A 21,393-nucleotide genomic window follows, 5' to 3' on the forward strand; every position below is an offset into this window, starting at 1 on the left:
AATCATCGCCGGCAGGAATCATATGGTGCACGGCGACGGAGTTCGCCAATGGGCGCGCCTGATCTCCTCGCAAGGGGCGAGCTGCGCGCTCCGTCTCAGTCCGCCTCGCTGCCCGAACCCTTGCCGCACTCGGCCAGCACTTTGCCGATCGCAGCGCCGGAGCCTTTCAGCGGAAAGCTCGCCTCACCATATTTCGCGGCCGACACCGTCACGTCGCCCTTGCCACGCAACAGCGCCAGCAGCGGATCGGACGGGCCGGAGAGCTCGGTGGTGAAGTAGTTGTACATCGCCTCGAGCTCGAGCTTTTTCGTCAGGCTCTTGTCGCCGGCCTTGAAGGTGAAGGAGCCGCTGATGCCGGGCTCCAACTGCCCGCCCGCGGCACCGAGGTCATAGCTCAGCATCGGCTTGTCGAAGCAGGCCAGTATCAGATGCGCATCGCCCTTCGGTCCGCCGCAGACCGAAGCCGTCATCACGCTGCCGCCCTCGTCCTCCTCCATCTTGGCGGACCATTGGCAGGAGGCGGCATGGGCGGGGAGGGTGGCGAGCAGTGCCAGGATGAGTGTTGCAGACACGCCTTTCATAATCGTTCCCCCCGCCGTGGTAGCTCGATCATAACGAAGTTGGCAAAGGCGTGCGAGCGCGTGAGGCTCAACTGAAGCAGCGCGATCGGCAAGTCACAGCCGCCACGGCGGCTCCGGCGCGAAGCGCTTGCTGATCCAGTCGGCGAACGCGCGGGTCTTGGCGGCCTGACCCTTGGCCGAAGGCATGACGATATAAACCGCGCCCTCGTCGGCCAGGGTCCAGTCCTCCAGGATCGGCACGAGCCGGCCGTCGGCGAGCTCGCGGCCGACCAACCAGTCAGTGCTCATCATCAAGCCGACGCCCTGCACGGCGGCCTCGACCAGCACTTCAGCGTCGTCGCTAACCAGCGGTCCCGAAACCTCGACGCGCACGCGCCGGCCGCCGCGGTCAGTCATCTCCCAGGCTGGAAAGGTCTGGAAGCCGGTGAAGCCAAGGCAGGAATGTTCGAGCAACGCCTGCGGCGTTTCCGGCCTGCCTCTGAGGGCAAGGTAGGAGGGCGACGCGCAGAGCAGCCGGCGCCGCGTCGCTACCTTGCGCGCCACCAGGCGCGAGTCCTCCAGGCTGCCCAGCCGGACCGCGACGTCGAAATTCTCGGCGACGAGATCGGCGAAGCGGTTGGAGAACTCGGCCTCGATCTGGATCTCGGGGAACTCCGTGAGAAACTGCGGCAAGAGCGGTCCGATCCACATGCGCCCGAACGTCCCCGGCAGTGCTAGTTTGAGCAGGCCGCGCGGGCCTCCAGCCGCGTGTGCCGACGCGGCCGCCTCGGCCTCGTCCACCGAGGCCAGGATGGCGCGCACGCGAGAAAGGAATTCTACGCCGGCCTCGGTCAGCGACACGCTGCGCGTTGTGCGGTGAAGCAGCCGCACTCCCAGCCGGTCTTCCAGCGACTGCAGCCGACGCGACAGGACGGTGGCGTCGCGCCCGACCCGCGCAGCCGCCTTGGTAAAGGACCTCGCTTCCGCGACGGCCGCGAAGGCGGCCATTTCGGCCAGGGCGGAGGGTTCGTGAGATTGCTGCATGGTTTGCAATACTCAAATGCAAAGTCCGACAATTATCGAGAAATAGCGCAGCAGATAAGTTCGCTCAACCGTCAATCGAAACCCACGGAGCGAATCCATGAAAGCCATCGAACTCGGTCAGCCCAGGCTCGACGCCTTCCGCGCCGCCACCGTCGCTACGCCCGAACCGCAACGCGGCGAGGTGCTGATCCGCCAGCGCGCGGCGAGCCTGAACTTCGTTGACGTCGCTGTGGCGAGCGGCAACTATCCAGGACCTGTCTTCCCGCTCATTCCAGTTGCCGACGGCGCCGGCGAGATCGTCGCGCTCGGCGAAGGCGTGACGGGCTTCAGCACGGGCGACCGCGTTGTCGCCCACGCCAAGCCGCGCTGGATCGGCGGCCGGCCGCGTCCTTACGAGATGACGCAGATGCGCGGCATCTCGTTGCCCGGGTCGCTGGCCGAATATGTCGCGCTGCCGGCCAATTCCGTCGTGCTGATCCCGGCGCATCTTTCCTTCGAAGCGGCCTCGACCTTGCCCATTGCCGGCACCACCGCTTGGAACGCCATCCGCGCCGCAGCTGTCGGGCCAGGCTCGGTGGTCGTGCTGGTCGGAACTGGCGGCGTGTCCATCTTCACGCTGCAACTCGCCAAGGCGGCAGGAGCCACCGTGATCATCACTTCGTCTTCGGACGAGAAGCTGGAGCGGGCCAAGGCGCTCGGCGCCGATCATCTCATCAACTACCGCGCGGCGCCGAACTGGGACGGCAAGGTGCTGGAACTGACCGATGGTCTCGGCGCCGATCTTGTCGTCGAGACCGGCGGCACCGCCACCTTCGCGCGCGCCGTCAACGCCACCGCGCCCGGCGGCACGCTGTTCACCATCGGCTTCGTTACCGGCGCCGAGGCAACGGTCAACCTGCTGCCGATCATCATCAAGGCGCTGAAGGTGGTGGGCAACAACACCGGATCGGTCTCAGACCTTCGCGACGCCGCCAGCGCCATCGGCGCCGCCCGGATCGAGCCGGTCGTCGACAAGGTGTTTTCGCAGAACGAGGCGACCGAAGCCTACACTCACATGGCCGCCGGCGGCCTGCATTTCGGCAAGCTGGTGTTCGGATTGGATTGGTAGGAAGAGCTGACGCTGGAGATTGGTGAAGCGGCTGAGCGCCCAGCGAGGTCGAAGAACGCAATCTCCCGCGGCCTTTGGCGGGGAAGATTGGCTGTTTTGCGCCGTATCGAGCCTAGATCCGCTTTCCAATACGATCGACAGGGCACCGCCGATTCGATCTGACATTTTCGAGTATTTTGAAATTTTCCGACTGGCCAATGAAAATTCGGGTGAATTCTTGTCCAGAACAGCAATGAACTTGTCTTGGAATGCATAAATATTTTGCGGCCCTGGACAAGATGTGAGCTGGTCCAATACGGTGCCCGTCCAAGTGAAGACGCGTGCAAAAAGGCCCGGTCACCCTTGAAAAAGAATGTCTTCTCGTCGCTCGACCTGCCTGGGAATCTCGATGACCGCGCGCGCTTCGCGCTCTGGCAGGACATCCACGTCGCCGAAATATGGTCGGTCGAATATGCTATCTCGGCCAATCGGCCATTCGCGGCCGCGATCGAAGCCACGGCCATCGGGCCGGTGGTGCTGGGGCAGATGGCCGGAACCATCCAGCATGCCAGCCGCAAGGCCCGCAACATCGCCGAGGACAGCCGCGACGGGTACCTCCTCTTGATCAACCATGGCGATACCAAGCTGAGCGGCGTCCAGGTCGGCCGCGACTACAGCGTGGGCAACGGCGAGGCCGCGCTTGTCTCGGCCTCGGAGGCGCTGGAAATGAGTGGCGGCAACAGCAACGTCTGGGCCAATATCGTCGTCCCGCGCGAGATCCTGCAGGGGGCCTTCGCCCATGTCGAGGACCGGCTGGCGCTGACCGTGGCTGCCGACAATGAGGCGCTCTGCATGCTCACGCGCTATTGCAACTTCCTGGAAGCAGGCCCGGCTCTGGTGTCGCCGGATCTTGTCACCCATGCCACCGAGACAATCGTCGATCTGATCGGCCTGGCAACAGGCGCCAAGGGCGAGCCTGCCGAGCTAGCCGGCCTGCGCGGCCTGCGCGCGGCAAGGCTGCAGGCAATCCTCGACAAGATCAGAGACAATTTCGCCGATCCGGCCATCTCGGCCCAGCGCGTTGCCCAGCAGTTGCGGCTCTCCCCTCGCTATGTCCACGACCTCCTGCAGGAAACCGGGGTGAGCTTCGCCGAGCGTATTCTCGAATTGCGCTTGCAAAGGGCCCATCGCATGCTTTCCGACAGGCGCAACGACCGTATGCGCATCAGCGAGATCGCGCTGCTAAGCGGCTTCTCCGACGTCTCCTATTTTAACCGCTGCTTCCGTCGCCGTTTCGGCTCGACGCCGACCGGCGCCAGATAGTCTCGCCGGCCGCGAGATGTCCTATGGCCGGCGCCGCAGTGCAGATCTCCATTGTGCGGAGGGATATGAACCCTGCCGGTGGGTTTTTGTTCTGCCTTAACGCAAAAATGTCTGCTGGCGCGAGCCGGAAGGCCCCCGCGCTGCGGTCTGCACGCCTGGCGGCTGGTGCCGAATGGCCACACTGGCGGAACAAGTGCGGCGGCACTTTCCGAGACAATTCCAGTGCGGTCCAGCCCAAGACGTGGGCTGCAAACAATGCAACATCGGGGCTCTCGACGTTAACTGGATCCCCGCTGAGCATTTTGGCAGCAGGGATAGCGCAACACCCTGGGGCAGCAAACAACAATGAAAACGATTCTTCTGGCTACGGCCTTTATTCTCGCGTCTGTCGGCATGGCGCCTGCAGCGGACATCAATGAAACCTTGCCCATTGCCGCCGACTACGATTGGTCCGGGCTCTATGCTGGCGTTCACTTCGGTTACGCCGCCGGAAAATCCAATCTCTTCATCTCCGGAGGTGGTATTGGGGGCACCGATGTTAACGCTCCTGTCGATCCGGACGGTTTCATTGGCGGCATCCATATCGGCTTCAATCAGGAGATGGCGAACCGCTTTGTGCTCGGTGTTGAGGCGGACATTGCGTACAGTAACATCGAAGGACTTACGGCCCTTGCCAATGGCGGCAGCACTATCCTTAAGAGCGAGCTCCAGTGGTCGGGGTCGGCGCGGCTGCGCGCCGGCTATGCGTTCGATCAGACGTTGCCTTACATCACCGCGGGCGTGGCCGCGGCCAAGTATGAAATTATCGGCATCACCGGCACCTCCGATGGTGACATACCGCTTCACGAAGACACCCACGTTGGCTGGACGGTTGGAGCCGGTGCTGAGCACGCCTTCACCGATAAATGGATCGCTCGGGTCGAATACCGCTACTCCGATTTCGGCAGCAAGGCTCTCTCGATCGCATCTGGTCTTCCCACGGCGACGAGTGTCGATCTCAAGACGCACGATCTGCGGGTCGGTCTCAGCTACAAGTTCTGATCCGACAGACCGAACAAAACCCTGGCCTCGTGCCGGGGTGGCCTGTGGCGGGGGAAAGGCGACAGGAACGAGCAGGCCGGTCGGCTGGTGGCCGAAAGGCCACACTGGCACGACAAGAGTCGCAGCGCTTTCCAGGACAATTCCACTGCGGTCCAGCCCAAGACGTGGGCTGCGAACAATGCAAGACTAGGCCCGGCGTTCGTCCGGACCGCAGGACGCATATTCGAAATCGGGGGCTCTTAATGCATCGCTGTTCAATCGTCGCCGCGTCGCTGGTCGCCACGACGACCGCTTACGCCGCCGACGCACTGCAGCCGCTGGCCGGGGGTACGGTGGTGACGCCGCATATTTCCGGCTACGGCGAGATCTACCTGGGCGGGCTTCGCTTTACCAACATCGGCGACACTGTGCACGCGGCAGGGGGCGCCGCCCGCGTCAACATTCCGTTCGCCCAGCGCTGGAACCTCCAGGGCGACCTCACCTATGACCGGATCTGGGACGACGATTTCGCTCATTGGGGCGGCGTCGGCGGTGCGATCCACGGATATTACCGGGACCCCGACAAATTTGCCGCCGGTGTGTTCGCGACCTATACGTCGGTCGACTTTGGCGATTTCGACGGGAAGGCTAGTTCCTGGGCGGTCGGTCCGGAAGCCCAGATTTACTTTGGCAATCTAACCTTTTACGGGCAAGCGGCCTTTGGCCGGGCAAACGAGGATTCCCTCGACTCCGGCCAATGGAACGTCCGCGCCGTCGCACGCTACTTCGTCCAGGATAACCTTCGCCTGGATGCAGAACTCAGCTTCATCAGGACGGACCAGGGGGTGAACCTGGACGTATCCGGCGGCGCTCTCCAGGCCATGTACCGGTTCAGCGACACACCGTGGTCAGTGTTCGCGCGCTATCAATTGGAGCAGATGAAGATCGGTTCAACCGACCTCGGCGAGACCCACAAATACCTGTTGGGCCTGCGCGCCTCCTTCGGCAGCAAGTCGCTGTTGGACGAGGATCGCAACGGCGCGACCATGGATAGCTACCGGCCCAACGAGGTGAAGAATTTGAGCGTGAAATGATCGGTGGCCGCCGAAGTCGCTTGGATTGGGGCCGATGTTCCGCTGTCATCCGGCGACAGGCACTTCTCACCAAGCCGGCTGAACACTCCACCGTCGAACGCATCGACCAGGAAGATCGGCGACCCCCGCCTGCAATCGGTCAATCTCCGCCGCAAGGTCCTCGACGGTCAGATGAATGCGGTTCCAGCCTCCAGGGCCCGGCCGCTCACCGTCGGACATTGGCCCGCCCGCAGCACCGGCCGGCTTATCGCCAGGCTGGCTCATTTTTCTGCTCATAGTCCCTGAATGCCTTGATCAGCCCGCCCAGGACTTCCGCCGACGTTTCGAACATTGCCTTCAGCTGGGGTTCATTGACCTTTGTGATATCTTCGCGGAGATGGTCTTGAATCTCCTGGAATGCTTTCTGCATTTTCTGCGTGTGGTGCCGCGGATCGCGGTCGGCTGCGCTTGCCATTGTCGATCTCCATTCTTGGAGTGCTCGACGGCAAACGCAGGGGATCTAGGACGGGTTCCGGCACCGTCGCAGGAACTGCCAATCTTCCCACGAGAAGGAAAATCACGCGCTCCGACGGCGGCGCCACCCCTCAGATCAATTTCTCTAAGGTAATCGGCAAATCCCTTACCCGCTTGCCCGTCGCGTGGAATACCGCGTTGGCGATCGCCGGCGCCACCCCGACGATGCCGAGCTCGCCCACGCCCTTGCCCCCAAGGGCGGAGGAGTGCGGGTCGGGGATGCCGACCGAGATCGTCTGGATATCCGGGATGTCGGCATTGGTCGGCAGCATGTAGTCGGCGAAATTGCCGTTGACGATGCGGCCGTGGCGGCGGTCGACGATGCCTTCCTCGAGCAGCGCCTGGCCGATGCCCATGATGATGCCGCCCTTCCACTGGCTCTCTGCCAGCTTGGGGTTGTAGAGCCTGCCGGAATCCAGCGCCGACACCACGCGCGACACCCGCACAGTGCCGAAATCCTCATCCACCCGCACCTCGACGAAATGCGCGCACCAGGAATGGCGCGAATAGTCGCCCTCGGTGTGTGGGATCGACTTGGCGATAGTCGTGTAGTTCGCGTAGCGCTCCTCCGGCGTCGTGCTGGCCGGCAGCGTGTCGCCCTTGGCTTCGATCCGCTCGCGGCCGACGGCGCTCATGAGTTCGGCGATCGACAGCTCCGGCCCTTCGCCGCGTGGCGATGCAATGCGGCCGTTCCGCACTTGCAGCGTGTTCGCTTGCAGTCCATGGAAGGGCGAGCGCGGATCGGAAAGCCCCAGTCCGATCAGCTCGTCGAGCGCCTGGCCCGTCGCCTTGTGGACGGCTCCGGTCATGACGCCGGCCAGCCGCGAGCCGCCGGTGACGCCGGCGCGGGCAAAATGCGAGTCACCGAGCTTCACTAAGACATTCTCCACCGGCACGCCGAGTGTCTCGGCGGCGGTCTGCGCCAGGATCGTGTAGGTGCCCTGGCCCATGTCGATAGAGGAGCTTTCGACCTCGACCGAGCCGTTGGCCATGATCTTCACCACCGCCTCGCCATAGGCGCGCCGCACCGGATACGTGCCGGCTGCGACGCCCCAGCCGATGAGCTGGCGGCCTTCGCGCATTGATCGCGGCTGAGGCGAACGTTTGGCCCAGCCGAAGGCTTCAGCGCCGGCGGCAAAGGCTTCGCGCAACTGGCGCGTCGACCACGCTTTCTTCGCATGCGGATCCTGTTCGGCGTAGTTGATCAGCCGCATCTCCAGCGGATCCAGCCCAAGCTCATAAGCGAGCTCGTCGATGGCGCATTCGATGCCGAAGGCACTCGGGTTCTCGCCCGGCGCGCGTTTTGCCCCCGGCACCACGGTGTTGACCCGCACCACATTCTGCTTCGAGGAGAAATTGGGCGTGGCATACATGATCGAGGTGACAGAGCCGAGCGGCTCGACCCACATGCCGTCGACGGCCGTCTCGTTGACGCCGCGATGGACGATCGACTGGATCCTGCCGTTCCTGTCGGCACCGATGGCAACGGTCTGCCGTGTCGCGGCACGGCCGCCATAGGAGGTGAAATTCTGTGGGCGGCTGAGCACCAGCTTCACCGGCCGCTCGAGCATCCTGGCTGCGGCCGCCGCCACCGCGCTGTGTGCGAGCGCCAGCGCCTTGGAGCCGAAGCCGCCGCCGATATAGGGCGAGATCAGCCGCACGTTCTCGAACGGAATGTCGAACCATTCGGCATAAGTGCGCGCCATGCCGTCCAGCCATTGGCTGGGCTCCCAGACGGTCAGCTCGTCGCCTTGCCAGCGCGCGATCAGCCCGTGCGGCTCCATCGCCGCCTGGAATTCGCGCGGCGTGTTGTAGGCCGCGCAGATGCGCACCGGCGCCGCGGCGAAGGCGGATTGAGCGTCGCCCCATTCCTTGGTCATGGCGTCGATCGGCATGCCGTCGCCGGCCTTGCCGTCGCTGAGATCGACGATGGCCGGCATCTCGTCATACCAAACCTTGACGAGCGCGGCCGCGGCCACCGCCTGCTCGAAGGTCTCGGCCACCACCGCCGCGACATGCTGGCCGGAGAAGGTGACTTCGCGCACGAGCGGTGAATAGGGACCGTCGGACGGCCGATTTCCGAACCAGTCGGAAGCGGTCTTCAGCTCCATGATGGTCTCGGGCGTCAGCACGGCGAGCACGCCGGGCGCGGTCTCTGCCGCGCGGGTGTCGATTGCCGTCACCTTGCCTGCGGCGATGGTTGCGCCGACCAGCACGGCATGCGTCAGCCCTTCGAGCTGCTGCTCGAACGCGTAGTGCGCCGCGCCGGTGATCTTGGCGGGACCGTCGACGCGCGACAGCCGTCCGCCCACCGCTTCGAGGCGCGCGCTATCCGACGCTGCGTGTTTCATGTCATGAACGGTCATGCCGTCTCTCCCAATTTGAGGATGGCGCGCGCGATCACGCGCGGCGCCAAGGCGATCTTATAGTGGTTGGCGCCATGGTCTACGGCGCCCTGCATGGCGAGCTCGCTCGCCTCGCGGATCGTCGCTTCGTCGAGCGCTTTGCCCTTCAGCGCGTCCTCGACGGCGCGCGCCCGCCACGGCTTCGTCGCGACGCCGCCCAGCGCGACGCGGATGTCGCGTACGGTGCGGCCGTCGCCCTCGAGCTCCAGCCCGACCGCGGCGCTTGCGGCCGCGAATTCATAGGACTGGCGGTCGCGCACCTTGATGTAGGTCGAGCGCCGCGCCGCGGCCGAACCAGGAATCTCGATGGCCGTGATCACCTCGCCGGGGCGGATGTCGTGCTCCTGCTCGGCGGTAGCTCCAGGGGCGAGGAAGAAGTCCTCGACCTTGAGCTTGCGCTCGCCGAGATCGACCTCGGCGTCCAAGGCGACGAGCGCCACGGCGAGATCCCCGGGATAGGTGGCGATACACGCCTCGCTCACGCCGAGCACCGCATGGCCGCGTGTTACGCCGCCGATCGCCGAGCAGCCGCTGCCCGGCGCGCGCTTGTTGCAGGCCGGGAAATTGCCGGGATCGCGGAAGTAGGGACAGCGCGTGCGCTGCATCAGGTTGCCGCCGATGGTCGCCATGTTGCGCAATTGCGCCGACGCTGCCTGCCAAAGCGCTTCCGAGACTGCCGGAAACAAGCTCTTCACTTCGGCATGGTCGGCGACATGGCTCATCTTCGCCAGCGCGCCGATCAAAGCGCCGTCGGCGGTGACATCGATGGCGTTGAGCCCTTCGATATGGCTGATGTCGATGACGGTGGCGGGTTCCGCAACGCCGCATTTTGCGAGATCGATCAGCGTCGTGCCGCCGGCGAGCAGCATGGCGCCGGGAAGGGCGGCGGCGTTGCGCGCAGCCTCGATGCTATCGGCGCGAAGGTAGGAAAAATCTCTCATGAGCGCAGCTCCTGTGCGGCCTGGCGGACGGCGGCGACAATGTTCGGATAGGCGCCGCAGCGGCAGAGATTGCCGGCCATGTATTCGCGGATTTCCTCGTCGGAGCCGGCATGGCCTTCGCGGATGCAGGCCACCGCCGACATGATCTGTCCCGGCGTGCAATAGCCGCACTGGAAGGCGTCCTGCTCAAGGAAAGCCGCCTGCACGGCGTTGAGCGTGCCGTCCTCGTTGGCGAGCCCCTCGATGGTCGTGATCGAGCGGCCCTCGACCTGCGCGGCCAGCGTCAGGCAGGCCAGCACGCGCTCGCCGTCGACATGCACGGTGCAGGCGCCGCACTGGCCCTGGTCGCAGCCTTTCTTGGTGCCGGTGAGGTGCAGCCGCTCGCGCAAAGCGTCGAGCAGCGTCACGCGCGGCTCGACATCGAGTGCATGGTCGCGGCCGTTGATGGTGAGATGGAGGGAGAGCGTGGTGGGGCTGGGGGTCGAGCCGTTGGTGGCGAGGCCATTCCTGAAATGGCCGTCTTCGGGAGGATCGATGATGGTCTGAATTTGGCTGGTCATGGCGTCGGGCTCCGATTGCTGGACGCTAGGCGGATGGAAATGGGGCTTGGGAAGGTAGGGGCAAGAGCCGAGGGAGAGCGCTGGCGGCGAAGCGACTAATCTCCCCCGCAAAGGGGGAGATTGGCAGCTCCGCCGCCCCAACCTCACTCCAGCGGCCAGGGAGAGCGCTTCGTCCTTCTCTACGTGACATACCGCTTCCCCTGGTTATATGATGAAAGCACTCCACTAAAACGGAGGTGCCTCCGTTTATTTAACTGGGGTCTGGCCAGCCGTGGTTCAACCCCCCATATTGCGCTGGTGGAGAAAAAAGTGCCCAAGCAGGAAATGACCGCCGAAGCGACGCGCGACGCGCCCGCGCAAAAGCGGTTGCGCGCCGATGCGCGGCGCAACCGAGACAAGCTGGTCGAAGTGGCGGCGCAAATGTTCGCGAGCGACGGCGTCGACGCCTCGTTGGAGGAGATCGCCAGGCGGGCAGGGGTCGGCATCGGCACGCTCTACCGCCATTTCCCGACGCGTGAGCATCTGGTCGAGGTGGTCTACCGCCGCGAGGTGGAAGGCCTCTGCCACGCGGCCGAGGAACTCGCGCGAGACCACCCCGCAGATGCTGCGCTGGAGCTCTGGATGCAGCGCTTCGTCGATTACATCGCCACCAAGCGCGGCCTCGCCACCAGCCTGCGGCTGCTGCTCACCACCAATTCCACGCTGTTCTCTGACACATCGGGGCGCGTCTCCGGCGCCATGCGAAGCCTGGTCCAAGCCGCCGCCGCCGCGGGAAAAATCCGCGCCGACGTCGACGCCTCCGATGTGATGCATGCGCTGGGGGGCATCTACTCGGCGCCGAACACGCCCGACTGGCGAGAGCGCTCAGGACGGCTGGTGAAGCTGCTGATGGATGGGTTGCGGTTCGGAGCGAGAGGTTGAGGCGTTGAAGCTGCCAATCTCCCCCTTGCGGACCCACAAGGGGGAGATGGCTGGCAGGCCAGAGGGGGGTGCTGTCCCGCCAGCATTTCCACGACTGGCATTCCCTGACCCCCGGCCTACATAGTCGGCACCATCCTACCTCCCAAAAGGAACCTCCCATGCCCGAACAGCTCAAACTCAACGACGGCTCGACCATCCCGCAGATCGGGCTAGGCGTGTGGCAGGTCGATCCGGACATCACCGCAAAGGTCGTGCGCTGGGGAATCGAGGCCGGCTATCGCCTCATTGACACCGCCGAGGGATACCGCAACGAGGAAGGCGTCGGCGAGGCGATCCGCGCGGCGGGCGTGCCGAGGAACGAACTCTTCATCACCTCCAAGCTGCGCAACGGTGCGCATCAGCGCGACGCGGCATTGCGCGCCTTCGACGACACGATGCAAAAGCTCGGCATCGACCGGATCGATCTTTTCCTCATCCACTGGCCAGTGCCCAGCCAGAACAAATATGTCGAGGCCTGGAAGACGCTGCTCGAGCTCCAGAAGGCTGGCCGGATAAAATCGGTCGGCGCCTCCAACTTCAACCAGGATCATCTGGAACGCATCATCGGCGAAACCGGTGTCACCCCCGTCGTCAACCAGATCGAACTGCATCCGCGTTTCCAGCAGCGCGACAAGCGCGAGTTCCACAAGAAGCACAACATCCATATCGAGAGCTGGAGCCCGCTGGGCAGCGGCCGGCTGCTTTCCGACCCGACGCTGGAGACGCTGGCGAAGAAGCACGGCAAGTCGGTGGCGCAGGTGATCATCCGCTGGCATTTGCAGGAAGGGCTGATCGTCATCCCGAAGTCCATCCACCAGGAGCGCATCGCCGGCAATTTCAATGTCTTCGGCTTCGAGCTCGACGCGAACGATATGCAGACCATCCGTGGCCTGGATTCCACCGATGGCCGCACCGGGCCTGATCCGGCCACGGCTGCGTTTTTGTTCTGACGACTGGCTCCTTTCCCACGGGGGAGAAGCGAGGGGCGCGCCGCTAAATCCCTTCGCCGTCAACCAGCGGCACGTCATCGCCTTCCCAGGGGCTCGGCATCGAACCGCGCCCCGCGGTCGGCAGCGGCATCCAGCATCTGAGCTCCGGCTCGGCATATTCGACGATGCGGCCAGGCGAGGAGTCCGACGCCCGCCAACCTTCCTCGCCGAACTGGTCGGCACGCGACCAGTAGGCCATGTCGACCTCGGCCGGTCCCTGCTCGGAGGAGCGCACCGTCACCAGGATGCGGCTGCCGTCCCGCGGCGCGCTCGCCATGTTGCGCCACTGTTCGGTCTCGTCCATGCGATCTCCTTCTGCTGAACCAATTCCAGAAAAAACCGGCTGTCGCAATAGTCGCCGCCCGCCGGGAAGGGGTCAACCCGAACTTGGAGCGCTACAGTCGTTTCGTGAACAGCTAATATGTCATTGGCCGCAATCGGACAGACGACGATGGATGAAGGATTGCTGTCTCCACTGACCCGTCTCGGGCCGGTCCATCTCAGGGTGACCGATGTACCGGCGGCCTTGAATGTCTGGCGCGACGCCCTTGGGTTGGCGCTGCTTGGCGAGAATGCCGTCATGGCGGGACTTGGCGCCGGCGGGCGAACGCTGATCGTGCTTCATGCCGGGGCCGAGGTCGCTCTGCCGCAGAAGTCGCGCGATCTCTTCCATGTCGCCATCCACGTCACAAAGCGCCGCGAGCTCGCGCATGCAGCCGCCCGCTTCAAGGCATCGGGGTTGCGATACGGCGCCCAGGATCACCTGGTTTCGGAATCGCTCTATGTCTCCGACGGCAACGGCATCGAGATATGCTTCGACACGCCGGAGCGCTGGCTGCGCCGCGAAGTCTCGCCTGACTGCCGCGTGTCGCTGATCTCTGTCGACGGCAGCGGGCATTCCGGGCTGGAGCCGCTGGACATGTCGGGCCCGCTGCGCGACCTCGGCAATTCCGGCCATGTCGAGGCGAAGATGGCGCAGGATGCCTTCGTCGGCCACATCCATTTGCGCGCCCGCGCGCCCGAGATGCTGATGGAATCCTACCTCGGCGTGCTCGGCTTCCGGCCGCATATCCAGTCCCGGACCTTCGGCATGTTCGACTGCGGCACCGAGCGCCGCGCCCATATGGTGGCCTTCAACGTCTGGGCGCGCGACGAGTTGCGCGAGCCGCCGCCGGGTGCGGCCGGCTCGACCATTTCACCGTCGAGCTCGGCTCGGTGCAAGAGCTCGGCGCCGTGGAGCGCAGGCTCGAAGCGGCCGACATACAAGCGAAAAGGGACGGACGCGTTATCTCGACCGCGGATCCGGAGGGCAACCGCCTGCGGCTCGTGGTCCAGGGAGGTTGAGCGCAACCGCTTGAAGGTGGGAAAGAGTGGAGGAGGGGAGAATGTCGCTGATGGTCATTGGGACCGGCTTCGGCCGGACCGGCACGGATTCGATGCGCGAGGCGCTGACCATGCTCGGCTTCGGTCCGTGCCACCATATGTCGGAGGTCATGGCGCATGCGAAGCAGAAGCGGCTCTGGCGGGCGCTGGCCAGGGGCGAGGCGCCCGACTGGGCCCAGCTCTTCGCGGGATACAGATCTTGCGTCGACTGGCCCTCGGCACATTACTGGCGCGAACTGATCGGCGTCTATCCCCAAGCGCGCGTCATCCTCACCTGGCGCTCGCCCGAGAGCTGGTGGGAGAGTTTCGAAAAGACGATCTTGCCCACCATCGCCGGCAGCACGGATCAGGAATCGCTGGGCATCGCGCTTGTCTCCAAGCAGGTCTTTGGCGGGCGGCCGCAGGATCGCGGCCATGCGATCGCCGTCTACCAGGCCAATATCGAAGCGGTGCTGGAAACCGTGCCTGCCGAGCGTCTGCTGGTCCACAAGCTCGGCGACGGCTGGGCGCCGCTCTGTGCCCATCTCGGCGTCCCCGTGCCGGACGAACCCTATCCCGCCCGCAACACCACGAAGGAGTTCCGCACGGCGCTGTCGTTGCGGTGAAGGCAGCAGTGAACAGGGCAGTAAGGCAATATGGCAGAAGGGAATAGGGAAGATGCGGCGCCCACGCTGTCCGATTTGCTGCCCTACTGCCTTACTGCCCTGTTCCCCTCAAACATGCACATCGCCGAAGGACAGCTCCCCGTCATCGGCGCGGACCAGGAAAGCGGCCGCAAGCAGCGCGAGGTAGCAGGCGGCCACACCGCACACCACGACGACGCCCGGGATAGGCCCAAGCGTCGCCACCCGGAAGGTGTCGATGAGCGATGCTCCGAAGCCCATGGGCGAGCCTTCGCGCGACAGGCTCGGCGTGGTGATCTTGAGGATCCAGGCAAGCAGCAGGATCGTGTACATGAAGATGTAGTTGCGGCGCAGCCGGCGGATCAGCGCGGCGCGCTGGGTGATCAGGAACCGGGGCGAGCGCAGGCCCTCGCCGAGAATGGCGAGCCAATTGGAGGCATAGTCCGGCTGCGGCGAAAAGACCTGGGCGAAGTAGTAGCGCTCGAACTGCCGCACGCGGGCGCGGTAAACGTCGAAAAAACGGTAGCGCCGCGCTTCGATCCACAACAACAGCGTGATCAGCAACATGGCGAACAAAAGCACGCCGTGATGCGCGCTGGGCGTCGACAGCGATACCGACAGCATCGCCGCCACCACGGTGATCGCCCAATTGCTGGTGCGGTCGAGCCGGTCGCGCCACCCGGCCATGCGGGCGATCTCGGCGCGGTGGAAATGCGACAGCGTCGTGGTGAATTCGGAGGAACTGAGCTTCAGCGCCAGAGTGTCGGACGCACGCGGCGGCGCTGCCTTCTCGATGGACCTTGCCGGCGCAGCTGCTTCTGGCGATTTTGCCACAGCCGCGCCGACGGATTTTGCGGCCCTCGTTTGGGACATTCTGCCACGCGCCTCCCACCGTCATGGCCGGCCTTCCTCGCCTTGACATCGACCGGCCACACCCCGGTTTTCATAACGTGTGGCCGGCCAGAATGTTCCCGCCTTTTCAGGCGGATAAGTCAGGATGCAAGCGGGGGAAGACCGCCATTCGCGCGTCGCCGAAAGGGCAGAACGTCGGCCACCGGCCTGGCGTGCTGGGCCGCCGCCACGGCCTCGATCACAAGGTCGAGCGCTGCAAGCGCCGCGCGGCTCGTTTCATCGTCGCCACGCAGATAGCGGCATGCGCGGTCGAGGTGGAGGTGGGCGGCGGCAAAGTCGCTTTTCATTAGCTTCTCCTTATTGCCCCGCCTCGTCGGCCAACATCGTCGAGTCGCTTTACCGGGAAGCAAAGATCGGCGGCAGCATTTGATTAGAATTGTAGGAAGCGTTTCCTCGCCCCCGCAAAGCGGGGGAGAGGTGTCCGCGAAGCGGACGGAGAGGGGGCTTCGTAGGGCGGAAGTCCTCCTCTTCGAAGTGCTTTTGCCGGTCGAACCGGCGGTCCCCTCTCCGTCTCGGCTTCGCCGAGCCACCTCCCCATTTCATGGGCGAGGAAATGGCTGCCGCCCCAGTGCAACCGATCCTTGCGCCAGACCGTTATGTCCGGCGACGAATGAGGGGTGCACAAATTGTCCAGCATGCTCAATCGGCTCCGGTCGCTGTCGGTTTGGATTGCGGTTGGTGCCGTGGCGCTCACCTTGATACCCGCCGTCGCCTTCGCCGCCGAAAAGACCGGCATGTCCTCGGAAGGAATTTTCGTCGCCGAGCTGATCCTGCTCCTGGTCGTCGGCCGCGGCATCGGCGAAGTGCTGGAGACGCTCGGCCAGCCGGCGGTGATGGGGCAGTTGATCGGCGGCATCTTGCTCGGGCCTTCGCTGCTCGGCTGGGTTTGGCCGGCGGCCGAACGGCTGATCTTCGCCGGCGACCCGTCGCAGAAATCCATGATCAATGCCATCGCCCAGCTTGGCGTCCTGATGCTGCTGTTGCTCACCGGCATGGAGACCGATTTGCGGCTCGTGCGCCGTGTGGGCCGCGCCTGTTTTTCTATTTCGGCCGCGGGCGTGGCGGTGCCTTTCGCGCTCGGCTTCATCGCCGCACAGTTCATGCCCGATACGCTGCTTGCCGCGGGCAGCGAGCGCATCGTCGCCGGGCTGTTCCTCGGTACAGCGCTCTCCATCTCCTCGGTCAAGATCGTCGCCATGGTGGTGCGCGACATGAACTTCATGCGCCGCGACCTCGGCCAGGTCATCGTCTCCTCGGCGATCATCGAGGACACGATCGGCTGGGTTATCATCGCCATCACCATCGGCATCGCCACAAAGGGGCGGATCGAGATCGGCAGCCTGGCTTTCACCATCGCCGGCGTCGCCCTCTTCATGGCGTTCTCCTTCACGCTCGGGCGCCGCATCGTCTTCGACGCCATCCGCTGGACCAACGACACCTTCCGCTCCGAATATGCGGTGGTCACCGTCATCCTCGCCATCATGGGCGTGATGGCCTTGATCACCGATCTGATCGGCGTGCACACGGTGCTCGGCGCCTTCGTCGCCGGCATATTGGTGGGCGAGTCGCCGATCCTGTCGCGCCATATCGAAGGGCAATTGCGGGGCATCATCACGGCTCTGTTCATGCCGGTGTTCTTCGGCGTCGCCGGCCTGTCGGCCGACCTCACCGTGCTTGCCGATCCGCAGCTTGCATTGCTCACGGTTGCGCTGGTGGTGATCGCCTCGATCGGCAAGTTCGGCGGCGCCTTCATCGGCGCCGAGGTCGCCGGCATGAGCCGCGCCGAAGGCATTGCCGTGGGCTGCGGCATGAATGCGCGGGGCTCGACCGAGGTGATCGTCGCCTCGATCGGCCTGTCGATGGGCGTGCTGTCGCATAACCTCTTCACCATGATCGTCACCATGGCCGTCATCACCACCTTGGCCATGCCGCCGACATTGCGCTGGGCGCTGGGCCGGCTGCCGATCGGCGAGGCCGAGAAGAAGCGCCTGGAGCGCGAGGAGATCGACCAGCGGGGCTTCGTCGCCAATCTGGAGCGGCTGCTGGTGGTGGTGGACGAAGGTGTGGTCGGCCGCTTCGCCGCCTATCTCGCCGGCGTCATCGGAGCCGGCAAGCCGACGACCGTGCTGCATTCCAGCGGCGAGATCGATGCCGAGCCGACGGAAGGCTTGCATCTGGAAGAAATGGAGAAAGGTGCGGAGGACAGCCGCGAGGCGGCCAAGAAATCCGACGAGACGCCGGCGCGCGAAGCGCCGGTCACGCGCCGCCAGCATGAAGTGCTTTCGGCCGAGGCTGTCGCCAAGGAGGCGCGCAAGGGCTACGGCATGCTCCTCGTCGGCCTCGGCCGCGCGGTCACTCCCAAGGGCGCTTTCTCGCATCGGCTGAACGAGGTGACGGGCTCCTTCGACGGTCCGCTTTGTCTTGTCCTGAAGCCGGCGACGGCAGGCCGCCACATCCCGCGGCTCGGCCCGGATTCGGGCAAGATACTGGTGCCGGTCAACGGCACGGCGGTTGCCCGCCGAGGCGCCGAACTGGCCCTGGCCATCGCCGCCGTCACCGGCGCGCCGGTCAAGATGCTCTATGTCGCGCGCGCGGGTCGCGAGGAGCCGCGCGACACCGTCTCGCATCGCCGCAGGGAGGCTGTGCTGAAGGATATCGTTGCGCTCGCAGACCGCTATGGCGTCGAGATCGAGACGGCGATCCGCTCGAGGGCCGCCGCCGCCGATGCCATTGCCCGCCAGGCCGGCCGCAACGCGGCGCTGATCGTCATGGGCGTGTCGCGGCGCCAGGGCGAGGAGCTGATCTTCGGCGAGACGACGACGGGCGTCCTGCGGCGCAGCCCATGCCCGGTGGTGCTGATTTCCGACGAGCGGGTGAAGCGCGACGAGAGCGACCGTGAGGCCGTGCGCACGGGCACGGGCACTGGGTGAGCGGCTAATCGGTTCCTCTCTCCGCCAGAGGCGGGGGGAGGTGGCCGCGAAGCGCCGGAGGGGGGCTTCGTAGGGTGAAAAGCCCTCATCTACGAGGCGGCTTTGCCAATCGATCCAGCGCTCCCTCCCGTTCTCGGCGTCGCCGGGGCGAAGAACGGATTCCTCATGCCATCTGCAGCTTCTGCCGGCTTGGCTGCGGCGGGAAGGCGATGGCGATGCCGGCCGCGCCCAGTCCGATCAGCGCCGAGCCGATGAACAACCAGTGATAGCTGGCAGTGGCGTCGTAGATCATGCCGCCGGCGAGCGGCCCGAGCGACATGCCCAGGCTTGAGAGCATCGTGGCCGCGCCAAGCACCGTGCCGATGATGCGCAGGCCGAAATATTCGCGCGCCAGCACCGCGTAAAGCGGCATCACGCCGCCATAGGTGGCGCCGAAGATGACGGCCAGGAGATAGAACTGCTCGAGCTGGCCGACGGTGAGGTAGGCAGCGATCACCAGCCCCTGGATGGCGAGCCCGGCAACCAGCACCGGCTTGACGCCCAGCCTGTCGCCCAGCACGCCATAGAGCACGCGCCCGCCAAGGCCGGCCAACCCCTCGACGCTGTAGATCGACACGGCCGCCATCGGCGCGACGCCGCAGGATATGGCATAGCTTACCATGTGGAAGATCGGGCCCGAATGCGCCGCACAGCAGGCAAAGAAAGTGAGCCCCAGCACGATGAATTGCGGCGAGCGCAGCGCCTGGCCGACGCTCATGCCGGGATCGTCGGTGACGGGCACCGGCGCGCCGTCGCTGGCCGCGACCGCCGCCGGCGGTTGTCGCACCAGGAAGACGGCGGGCAGCAGCAGCACCCAGGCCATCACACCGATATCGAACATGGCGGTGCGCCAGTCATAGGCGGTGATCAGCCAACGCGCGAAGGGCGAGATCGTCATCGGCGCCACACCCATGCCGGCCGAGACCAGCGAGACGGCGAGGCTTCGGTTGGTGTCGAACCAGGCGGTGGTGAGCGCGATCATCGGCGCAAAGAAGGCGCTGGCAGCCAGGCCCACGATGACGCCGTAGCTCAGCTGGAAGACGACGAGCGAGGTGGCCCGGCTCGCCACCACCAGCGACAGGCCGAGCAGCACCGCGCCCGCAAGCACGACCGGTCGCGCCCCGACCCGGTCATAGATCGCTCCCCAGGCGAAGCCGCCGAGACCCATCACCAGGAAGTTCAAGGTCATGGCGCTGGAAATGCCGGTGCGCGACCAGTTGGTGTCGAGCGACATCGGCTCCAGGAAGATCGCCAGCGAAAACATGGCGCCGAGCGCCACGCAGGTCATCAGCGCGCCGGCCGCGACAATGACCCAACGATAGGAATGGTTCATGGTTCTGCTCCCATGCCGTAAGGCATCCTGTTTGATGCGGCACGGTTTTTCCAGTCCACCGGTCCGCTTGCGTCCAAAGGACGCTAGGGCGGCGGCCGATCCTACAAATCCGGTTGCATTTTTATCCGGATTTTTGGGCCAGCGACCGCCGATCCTTTAGTGGGCGCTGACTCGCCGACTCTTAAATTGTCAGCAGCCTTCCGCACCCACATTGACCGGACTGTGGGCCCTTCTAGATTGAGCCGCAGCATTCAAAAGAAGGCGTCACCCATGGAACTCTATCGCGGCCGGCTCATCGACCACATCCAGCTCGTGGTGCGCGACCTTGCGGCCAGCCGGCGTTTCTATGGCGCCCTGTTCGAGGTGCTGGGCATTCCGATCGGTGGCGAGGCGCGGGATTATTTCTGGGCCGACGAACTGTTCATCTCCAGCGCCGACAGCCGTGCGGCCCTCGGCGTGCTCACAGGCCGCCACCATCTCGCCTTCCAGGCTAGGGATCGCGCCATGGTCGATGCCTTCTATCAGGCGGGGCTTGCCGCCGGCGGCCAGGACAATGGCGCGCCGGGCGAGCGCCGCTACCACCCGGGCTACTACGCCTGCTTCCTGCTCGACCCCGACGGCAACAACATCGAGGCGGTCTTCCACGGCGAGGCGAAGCGAAGTGCTGAGGCGGTGGAGATCAGTTTCTAGGCAGAGCGCCCAGAAACGCCGCGATCAGCTTCAGCATGTTGCCGTCCTGCCCGAATTCTTTCGTGTCGAAGTCGCGGCTGCCCTGGCGCTGCGCCTTGGAGAGCTGGTCGAGATAGGCCGTCAGCTCGGCCCTGACCTTGTTGCAGCCGGGATCGTTCTCGGCGGTAAGGCCGGTGCTGAAGGCGACGATCTTGTCCACCATATCGACGATGCCGGCGCCGTGCACCTTCTCATGCGCGATCAGCCCGGCGGCGAACGTGTCCCAGCGCGCTTGCAGGGCGGGCGGAAGTTTTCCTGCCGGCTTGGGCAGCGTGTAGGTGATGATCAGCTTCGGCCGCGCCGTCTTCAGCACGCAGGCGTTGCCTTGCGGCTGGTAGTCGCGCTGCCAGGTCAGCTTGAAGAATGTATGCGCGATGGCCCGCCGAGCGTTGCCTGCCGGGCCGACCAGCGGGCCTTTCTCGCCGATAGACAAATAGAGCTGTTCCGCGGTCTGACCTGAGACGGCATAGGTCTCGATTTTTTCAATGGGCTTCCAGTCGGCAAGCGCCGGCGTGGGCAGGAGCAGGGCAGCAAGGAGGAGGGCTGGCTTCATGGGCCAGCCATAGCATTGGGCCTCGTTTGGAAGAAGCCGGCAAGCAGTTTATCGGAACCCGCTCCACCCGCCGGTCGTTTCCTTGGGCAATCATCCCGACCTATGGGGGAGGACAAGATGACCCGCAGCGAGATCATTTCCGTGCTTGGACCAGTAGACGAAGCCGTCATTGCCGACATCGCGCTCACCGGCGCCAGCCTTGAGGAACTGCGCGAGGCCTTCGCCTGGATCGGCGCCGACGAGGCGCTGGTCAATGAAGGCCACGCCATGCCCGGCGCCCGCGTGGCGCAGCTGATCGAGATACTCGAACCGCCCGAGGACGAGCCCGGGACGCCCGGTGCGATGGAATAGGTGCTTCTCCCTACTTGTCGCCCACCCCCCCCGTCATAGCTTTT

General features: G+C 65.0%; 21 protein-coding genes and 2 pseudogenes. 11 read left to right on the top strand and 12 right to left on the bottom strand.

What is annotated here, in order from left to right:
- Window positions 1–95: 95 nt before the first annotated feature.
- Together FJW06_RS16280 and FJW06_RS16285 are read right to left on the bottom strand one after the other, a co-directional pair.
- The gene (locus tag FJW06_RS16280; protein ID WP_246674643.1) at window positions 96–581 is read right to left on the bottom strand and encodes a hypothetical protein; all 486 of its coding nucleotides are present in this window, start codon (window positions 579–581) and stop codon (window positions 96–98) included.
- A 93-nt stretch (window positions 582–674) separates the two neighbouring features.
- A complete protein-coding gene (locus tag FJW06_RS16285; protein ID WP_140753257.1) occupies window positions 675–1,604 on the bottom strand; it encodes a LysR family transcriptional regulator in 930 nt (309 codons plus the stop codon).
- 97 nt (window positions 1,605–1,701) lie between these two features.
- Between FJW06_RS16285 and FJW06_RS16290 the strand changes: the two genes are divergently transcribed.
- The 4 genes from FJW06_RS16290 to FJW06_RS16305 all read left to right on the top strand — a co-directional run bounded on the left by FJW06_RS16290 (window position 1,702) and on the right by FJW06_RS16305 (window position 6,128).
- Window positions 1,702–2,712 carry an NAD(P)-dependent alcohol dehydrogenase gene (locus tag FJW06_RS16290; protein ID WP_140753258.1) on the top strand — a complete coding sequence of 337 codons (1,011 nt, stop codon included), beginning with the start codon at window positions 1,702–1,704 and terminating at the stop codon, window positions 2,710–2,712.
- Window positions 2,713–3,054: 342 nt separating this feature from the next.
- A complete protein-coding gene (locus tag FJW06_RS16295; RefSeq protein WP_140753259.1) occupies window positions 3,055–4,014 on the top strand; it encodes an AraC family transcriptional regulator in 960 nt (319 codons plus the stop codon).
- A 345-nt stretch (window positions 4,015–4,359) separates the two neighbouring features.
- A complete protein-coding gene (locus FJW06_RS16300; protein WP_140753260.1) occupies window positions 4,360–5,055 on the top strand; it encodes an outer membrane protein in 696 nt (231 codons plus the stop codon).
- 242 nt (window positions 5,056–5,297) lie between these two features.
- A complete protein-coding gene (locus FJW06_RS16305) occupies window positions 5,298–6,128 on the top strand; it encodes a hypothetical protein (RefSeq protein WP_140753261.1) in 831 nt (276 codons plus the stop codon).
- Window positions 6,129–6,254: 126 nt separating this feature from the next.
- Here the strand turns inward: FJW06_RS16305 and FJW06_RS30570 are convergent.
- The 5 genes and pseudogenes from FJW06_RS30570 to FJW06_RS16330 form a co-directional block, all read right to left on the bottom strand.
- A pseudogene (locus tag FJW06_RS30570) lies at window positions 6,255–6,362 on the bottom strand (VOC family protein); the annotation flags it as partial.
- 10 nt (window positions 6,363–6,372) lie between these two features.
- Window positions 6,373–6,582, bottom strand: coding sequence for a hypothetical protein (locus tag FJW06_RS16315; RefSeq protein WP_140753263.1), 210 nt, complete (start codon window positions 6,580–6,582; stop codon window positions 6,373–6,375).
- A gap of 130 nt (window positions 6,583–6,712) precedes the next feature.
- A complete protein-coding gene (locus FJW06_RS16320; RefSeq protein ID WP_140753264.1) occupies window positions 6,713–9,007 on the bottom strand; it encodes a xanthine dehydrogenase family protein molybdopterin-binding subunit in 2,295 nt (764 codons plus the stop codon).
- On the bottom strand, window positions 9,004–9,987 hold the full coding sequence (locus FJW06_RS16325) for a xanthine dehydrogenase family protein subunit M (protein WP_140753265.1): 984 nt from the start codon (window positions 9,985–9,987) through the stop codon (window positions 9,004–9,006). The genes FJW06_RS16320 and FJW06_RS16325 overlap by 4 nt, the downstream gene beginning before the upstream one ends.
- On the bottom strand, window positions 9,984–10,547 hold the full coding sequence (locus FJW06_RS16330) for a (2Fe-2S)-binding protein (RefSeq protein ID WP_140753266.1): 564 nt from the start codon (window positions 10,545–10,547) through the stop codon (window positions 9,984–9,986). Before FJW06_RS16330 ends, FJW06_RS16325 begins: the two co-directional genes overlap by 4 nt.
- Before the next feature lie 324 nt (window positions 10,548–10,871).
- Here FJW06_RS16330 and FJW06_RS16335 point away from each other — a divergent pair, with 324 nt between their 5' ends.
- Both FJW06_RS16335 and FJW06_RS16340 read left to right on the top strand, forming a co-directional pair.
- A complete protein-coding gene (locus tag FJW06_RS16335; RefSeq protein ID WP_140753331.1) occupies window positions 10,872–11,468 on the top strand; it encodes a TetR/AcrR family transcriptional regulator in 597 nt (198 codons plus the stop codon).
- Window positions 11,469–11,626: 158 nt separating this feature from the next.
- Entirely contained in the window at window positions 11,627–12,457 is an 831-nt protein-coding gene (locus FJW06_RS16340) for an aldo/keto reductase (RefSeq protein ID WP_140753267.1), read from the top strand.
- Between the two features lie 43 nt (window positions 12,458–12,500).
- Here FJW06_RS16340 and FJW06_RS16345 read toward each other — a convergent pair whose 3' ends face one another.
- The gene (locus tag FJW06_RS16345; protein ID WP_140753268.1) at window positions 12,501–12,800 is read right to left on the bottom strand and encodes a hypothetical protein; all 300 of its coding nucleotides are present in this window, start codon (window positions 12,798–12,800) and stop codon (window positions 12,501–12,503) included.
- A 147-nt stretch (window positions 12,801–12,947) separates the two neighbouring features.
- Between FJW06_RS16345 and FJW06_RS30575 the strand changes: the two are divergent.
- Together FJW06_RS30575 and FJW06_RS16355 are read left to right on the top strand one after the other, a co-directional pair.
- Window positions 12,948–13,253, top strand: a pseudogene (locus FJW06_RS30575) (VOC family protein); the annotation flags it as partial.
- 628 nt (window positions 13,254–13,881) lie between these two features.
- Window positions 13,882–14,484, top strand: coding sequence for a sulfotransferase family protein (locus FJW06_RS16355; protein WP_140753269.1), 603 nt, complete (start codon window positions 13,882–13,884; stop codon window positions 14,482–14,484).
- A gap of 108 nt (window positions 14,485–14,592) precedes the next feature.
- Here the strand turns inward: FJW06_RS16355 and FJW06_RS16360 are convergent, their stop codons facing one another.
- Window positions 14,593–15,375 carry a DUF2270 domain-containing protein gene (locus FJW06_RS16360; RefSeq protein ID WP_140753270.1) on the bottom strand — a complete coding sequence of 261 codons (783 nt, stop codon included), beginning with the start codon at window positions 15,373–15,375 and terminating at the stop codon, window positions 14,593–14,595.
- Between the two features lie 119 nt (window positions 15,376–15,494).
- A complete protein-coding gene (locus tag FJW06_RS16365) occupies window positions 15,495–15,701 on the bottom strand; it encodes a hypothetical protein (RefSeq protein ID WP_140753271.1) in 207 nt (68 codons plus the stop codon).
- Window positions 15,702–16,148: 447 nt separating this feature from the next.
- On the opposite strand from FJW06_RS16365, the gene FJW06_RS16370 reads away from it, so the two are divergent.
- Window positions 16,149–18,344, top strand: a complete 2,196-nt coding sequence (locus tag FJW06_RS16370; RefSeq protein WP_246674649.1) for a cation:proton antiporter — start codon at window positions 16,149–16,151, stop codon at window positions 18,342–18,344.
- A 163-nt stretch (window positions 18,345–18,507) separates the two neighbouring features.
- Here the strand turns inward: FJW06_RS16370 and FJW06_RS16375 are convergent, their stop codons facing one another.
- The gene (locus FJW06_RS16375; RefSeq protein WP_140753273.1) at window positions 18,508–19,716 is read right to left on the bottom strand and encodes an MFS transporter; all 1,209 of its coding nucleotides are present in this window, start codon (window positions 19,714–19,716) and stop codon (window positions 18,508–18,510) included.
- A 270-nt stretch (window positions 19,717–19,986) separates the two neighbouring features.
- On the opposite strand from FJW06_RS16375, the gene FJW06_RS16380 reads away from it, so the two are divergent.
- Window positions 19,987–20,406 carry a VOC family protein gene (locus FJW06_RS16380; protein ID WP_140753274.1) on the top strand — a complete coding sequence of 140 codons (420 nt, stop codon included), beginning with the start codon at window positions 19,987–19,989 and terminating at the stop codon, window positions 20,404–20,406.
- Here FJW06_RS16380 and FJW06_RS16385 read toward each other — a convergent pair.
- A complete protein-coding gene (locus tag FJW06_RS16385) occupies window positions 20,396–20,998 on the bottom strand; it encodes a DUF922 domain-containing protein (protein WP_140753275.1) in 603 nt (200 codons plus the stop codon). The two genes, FJW06_RS16380 and FJW06_RS16385, sit on opposite strands and share 11 nt — an antisense overlap.
- A 117-nt stretch (window positions 20,999–21,115) precedes the next feature.
- Between FJW06_RS16385 and FJW06_RS16390 the strand changes: the two genes are divergently transcribed.
- Window positions 21,116–21,349, top strand: a complete 234-nt coding sequence (locus tag FJW06_RS16390; RefSeq protein ID WP_140753276.1) for a hypothetical protein — start codon at window positions 21,116–21,118, stop codon at window positions 21,347–21,349.
- Window positions 21,350–21,393: the final 44 nt, after the last annotated feature.

Source organism: Mesorhizobium sp. B4-1-3 (assembly GCF_006439355.1).
In the GTDB taxonomy this organism is placed as follows: Bacteria; Pseudomonadota; Alphaproteobacteria; order Rhizobiales; family Rhizobiaceae; genus Mesorhizobium.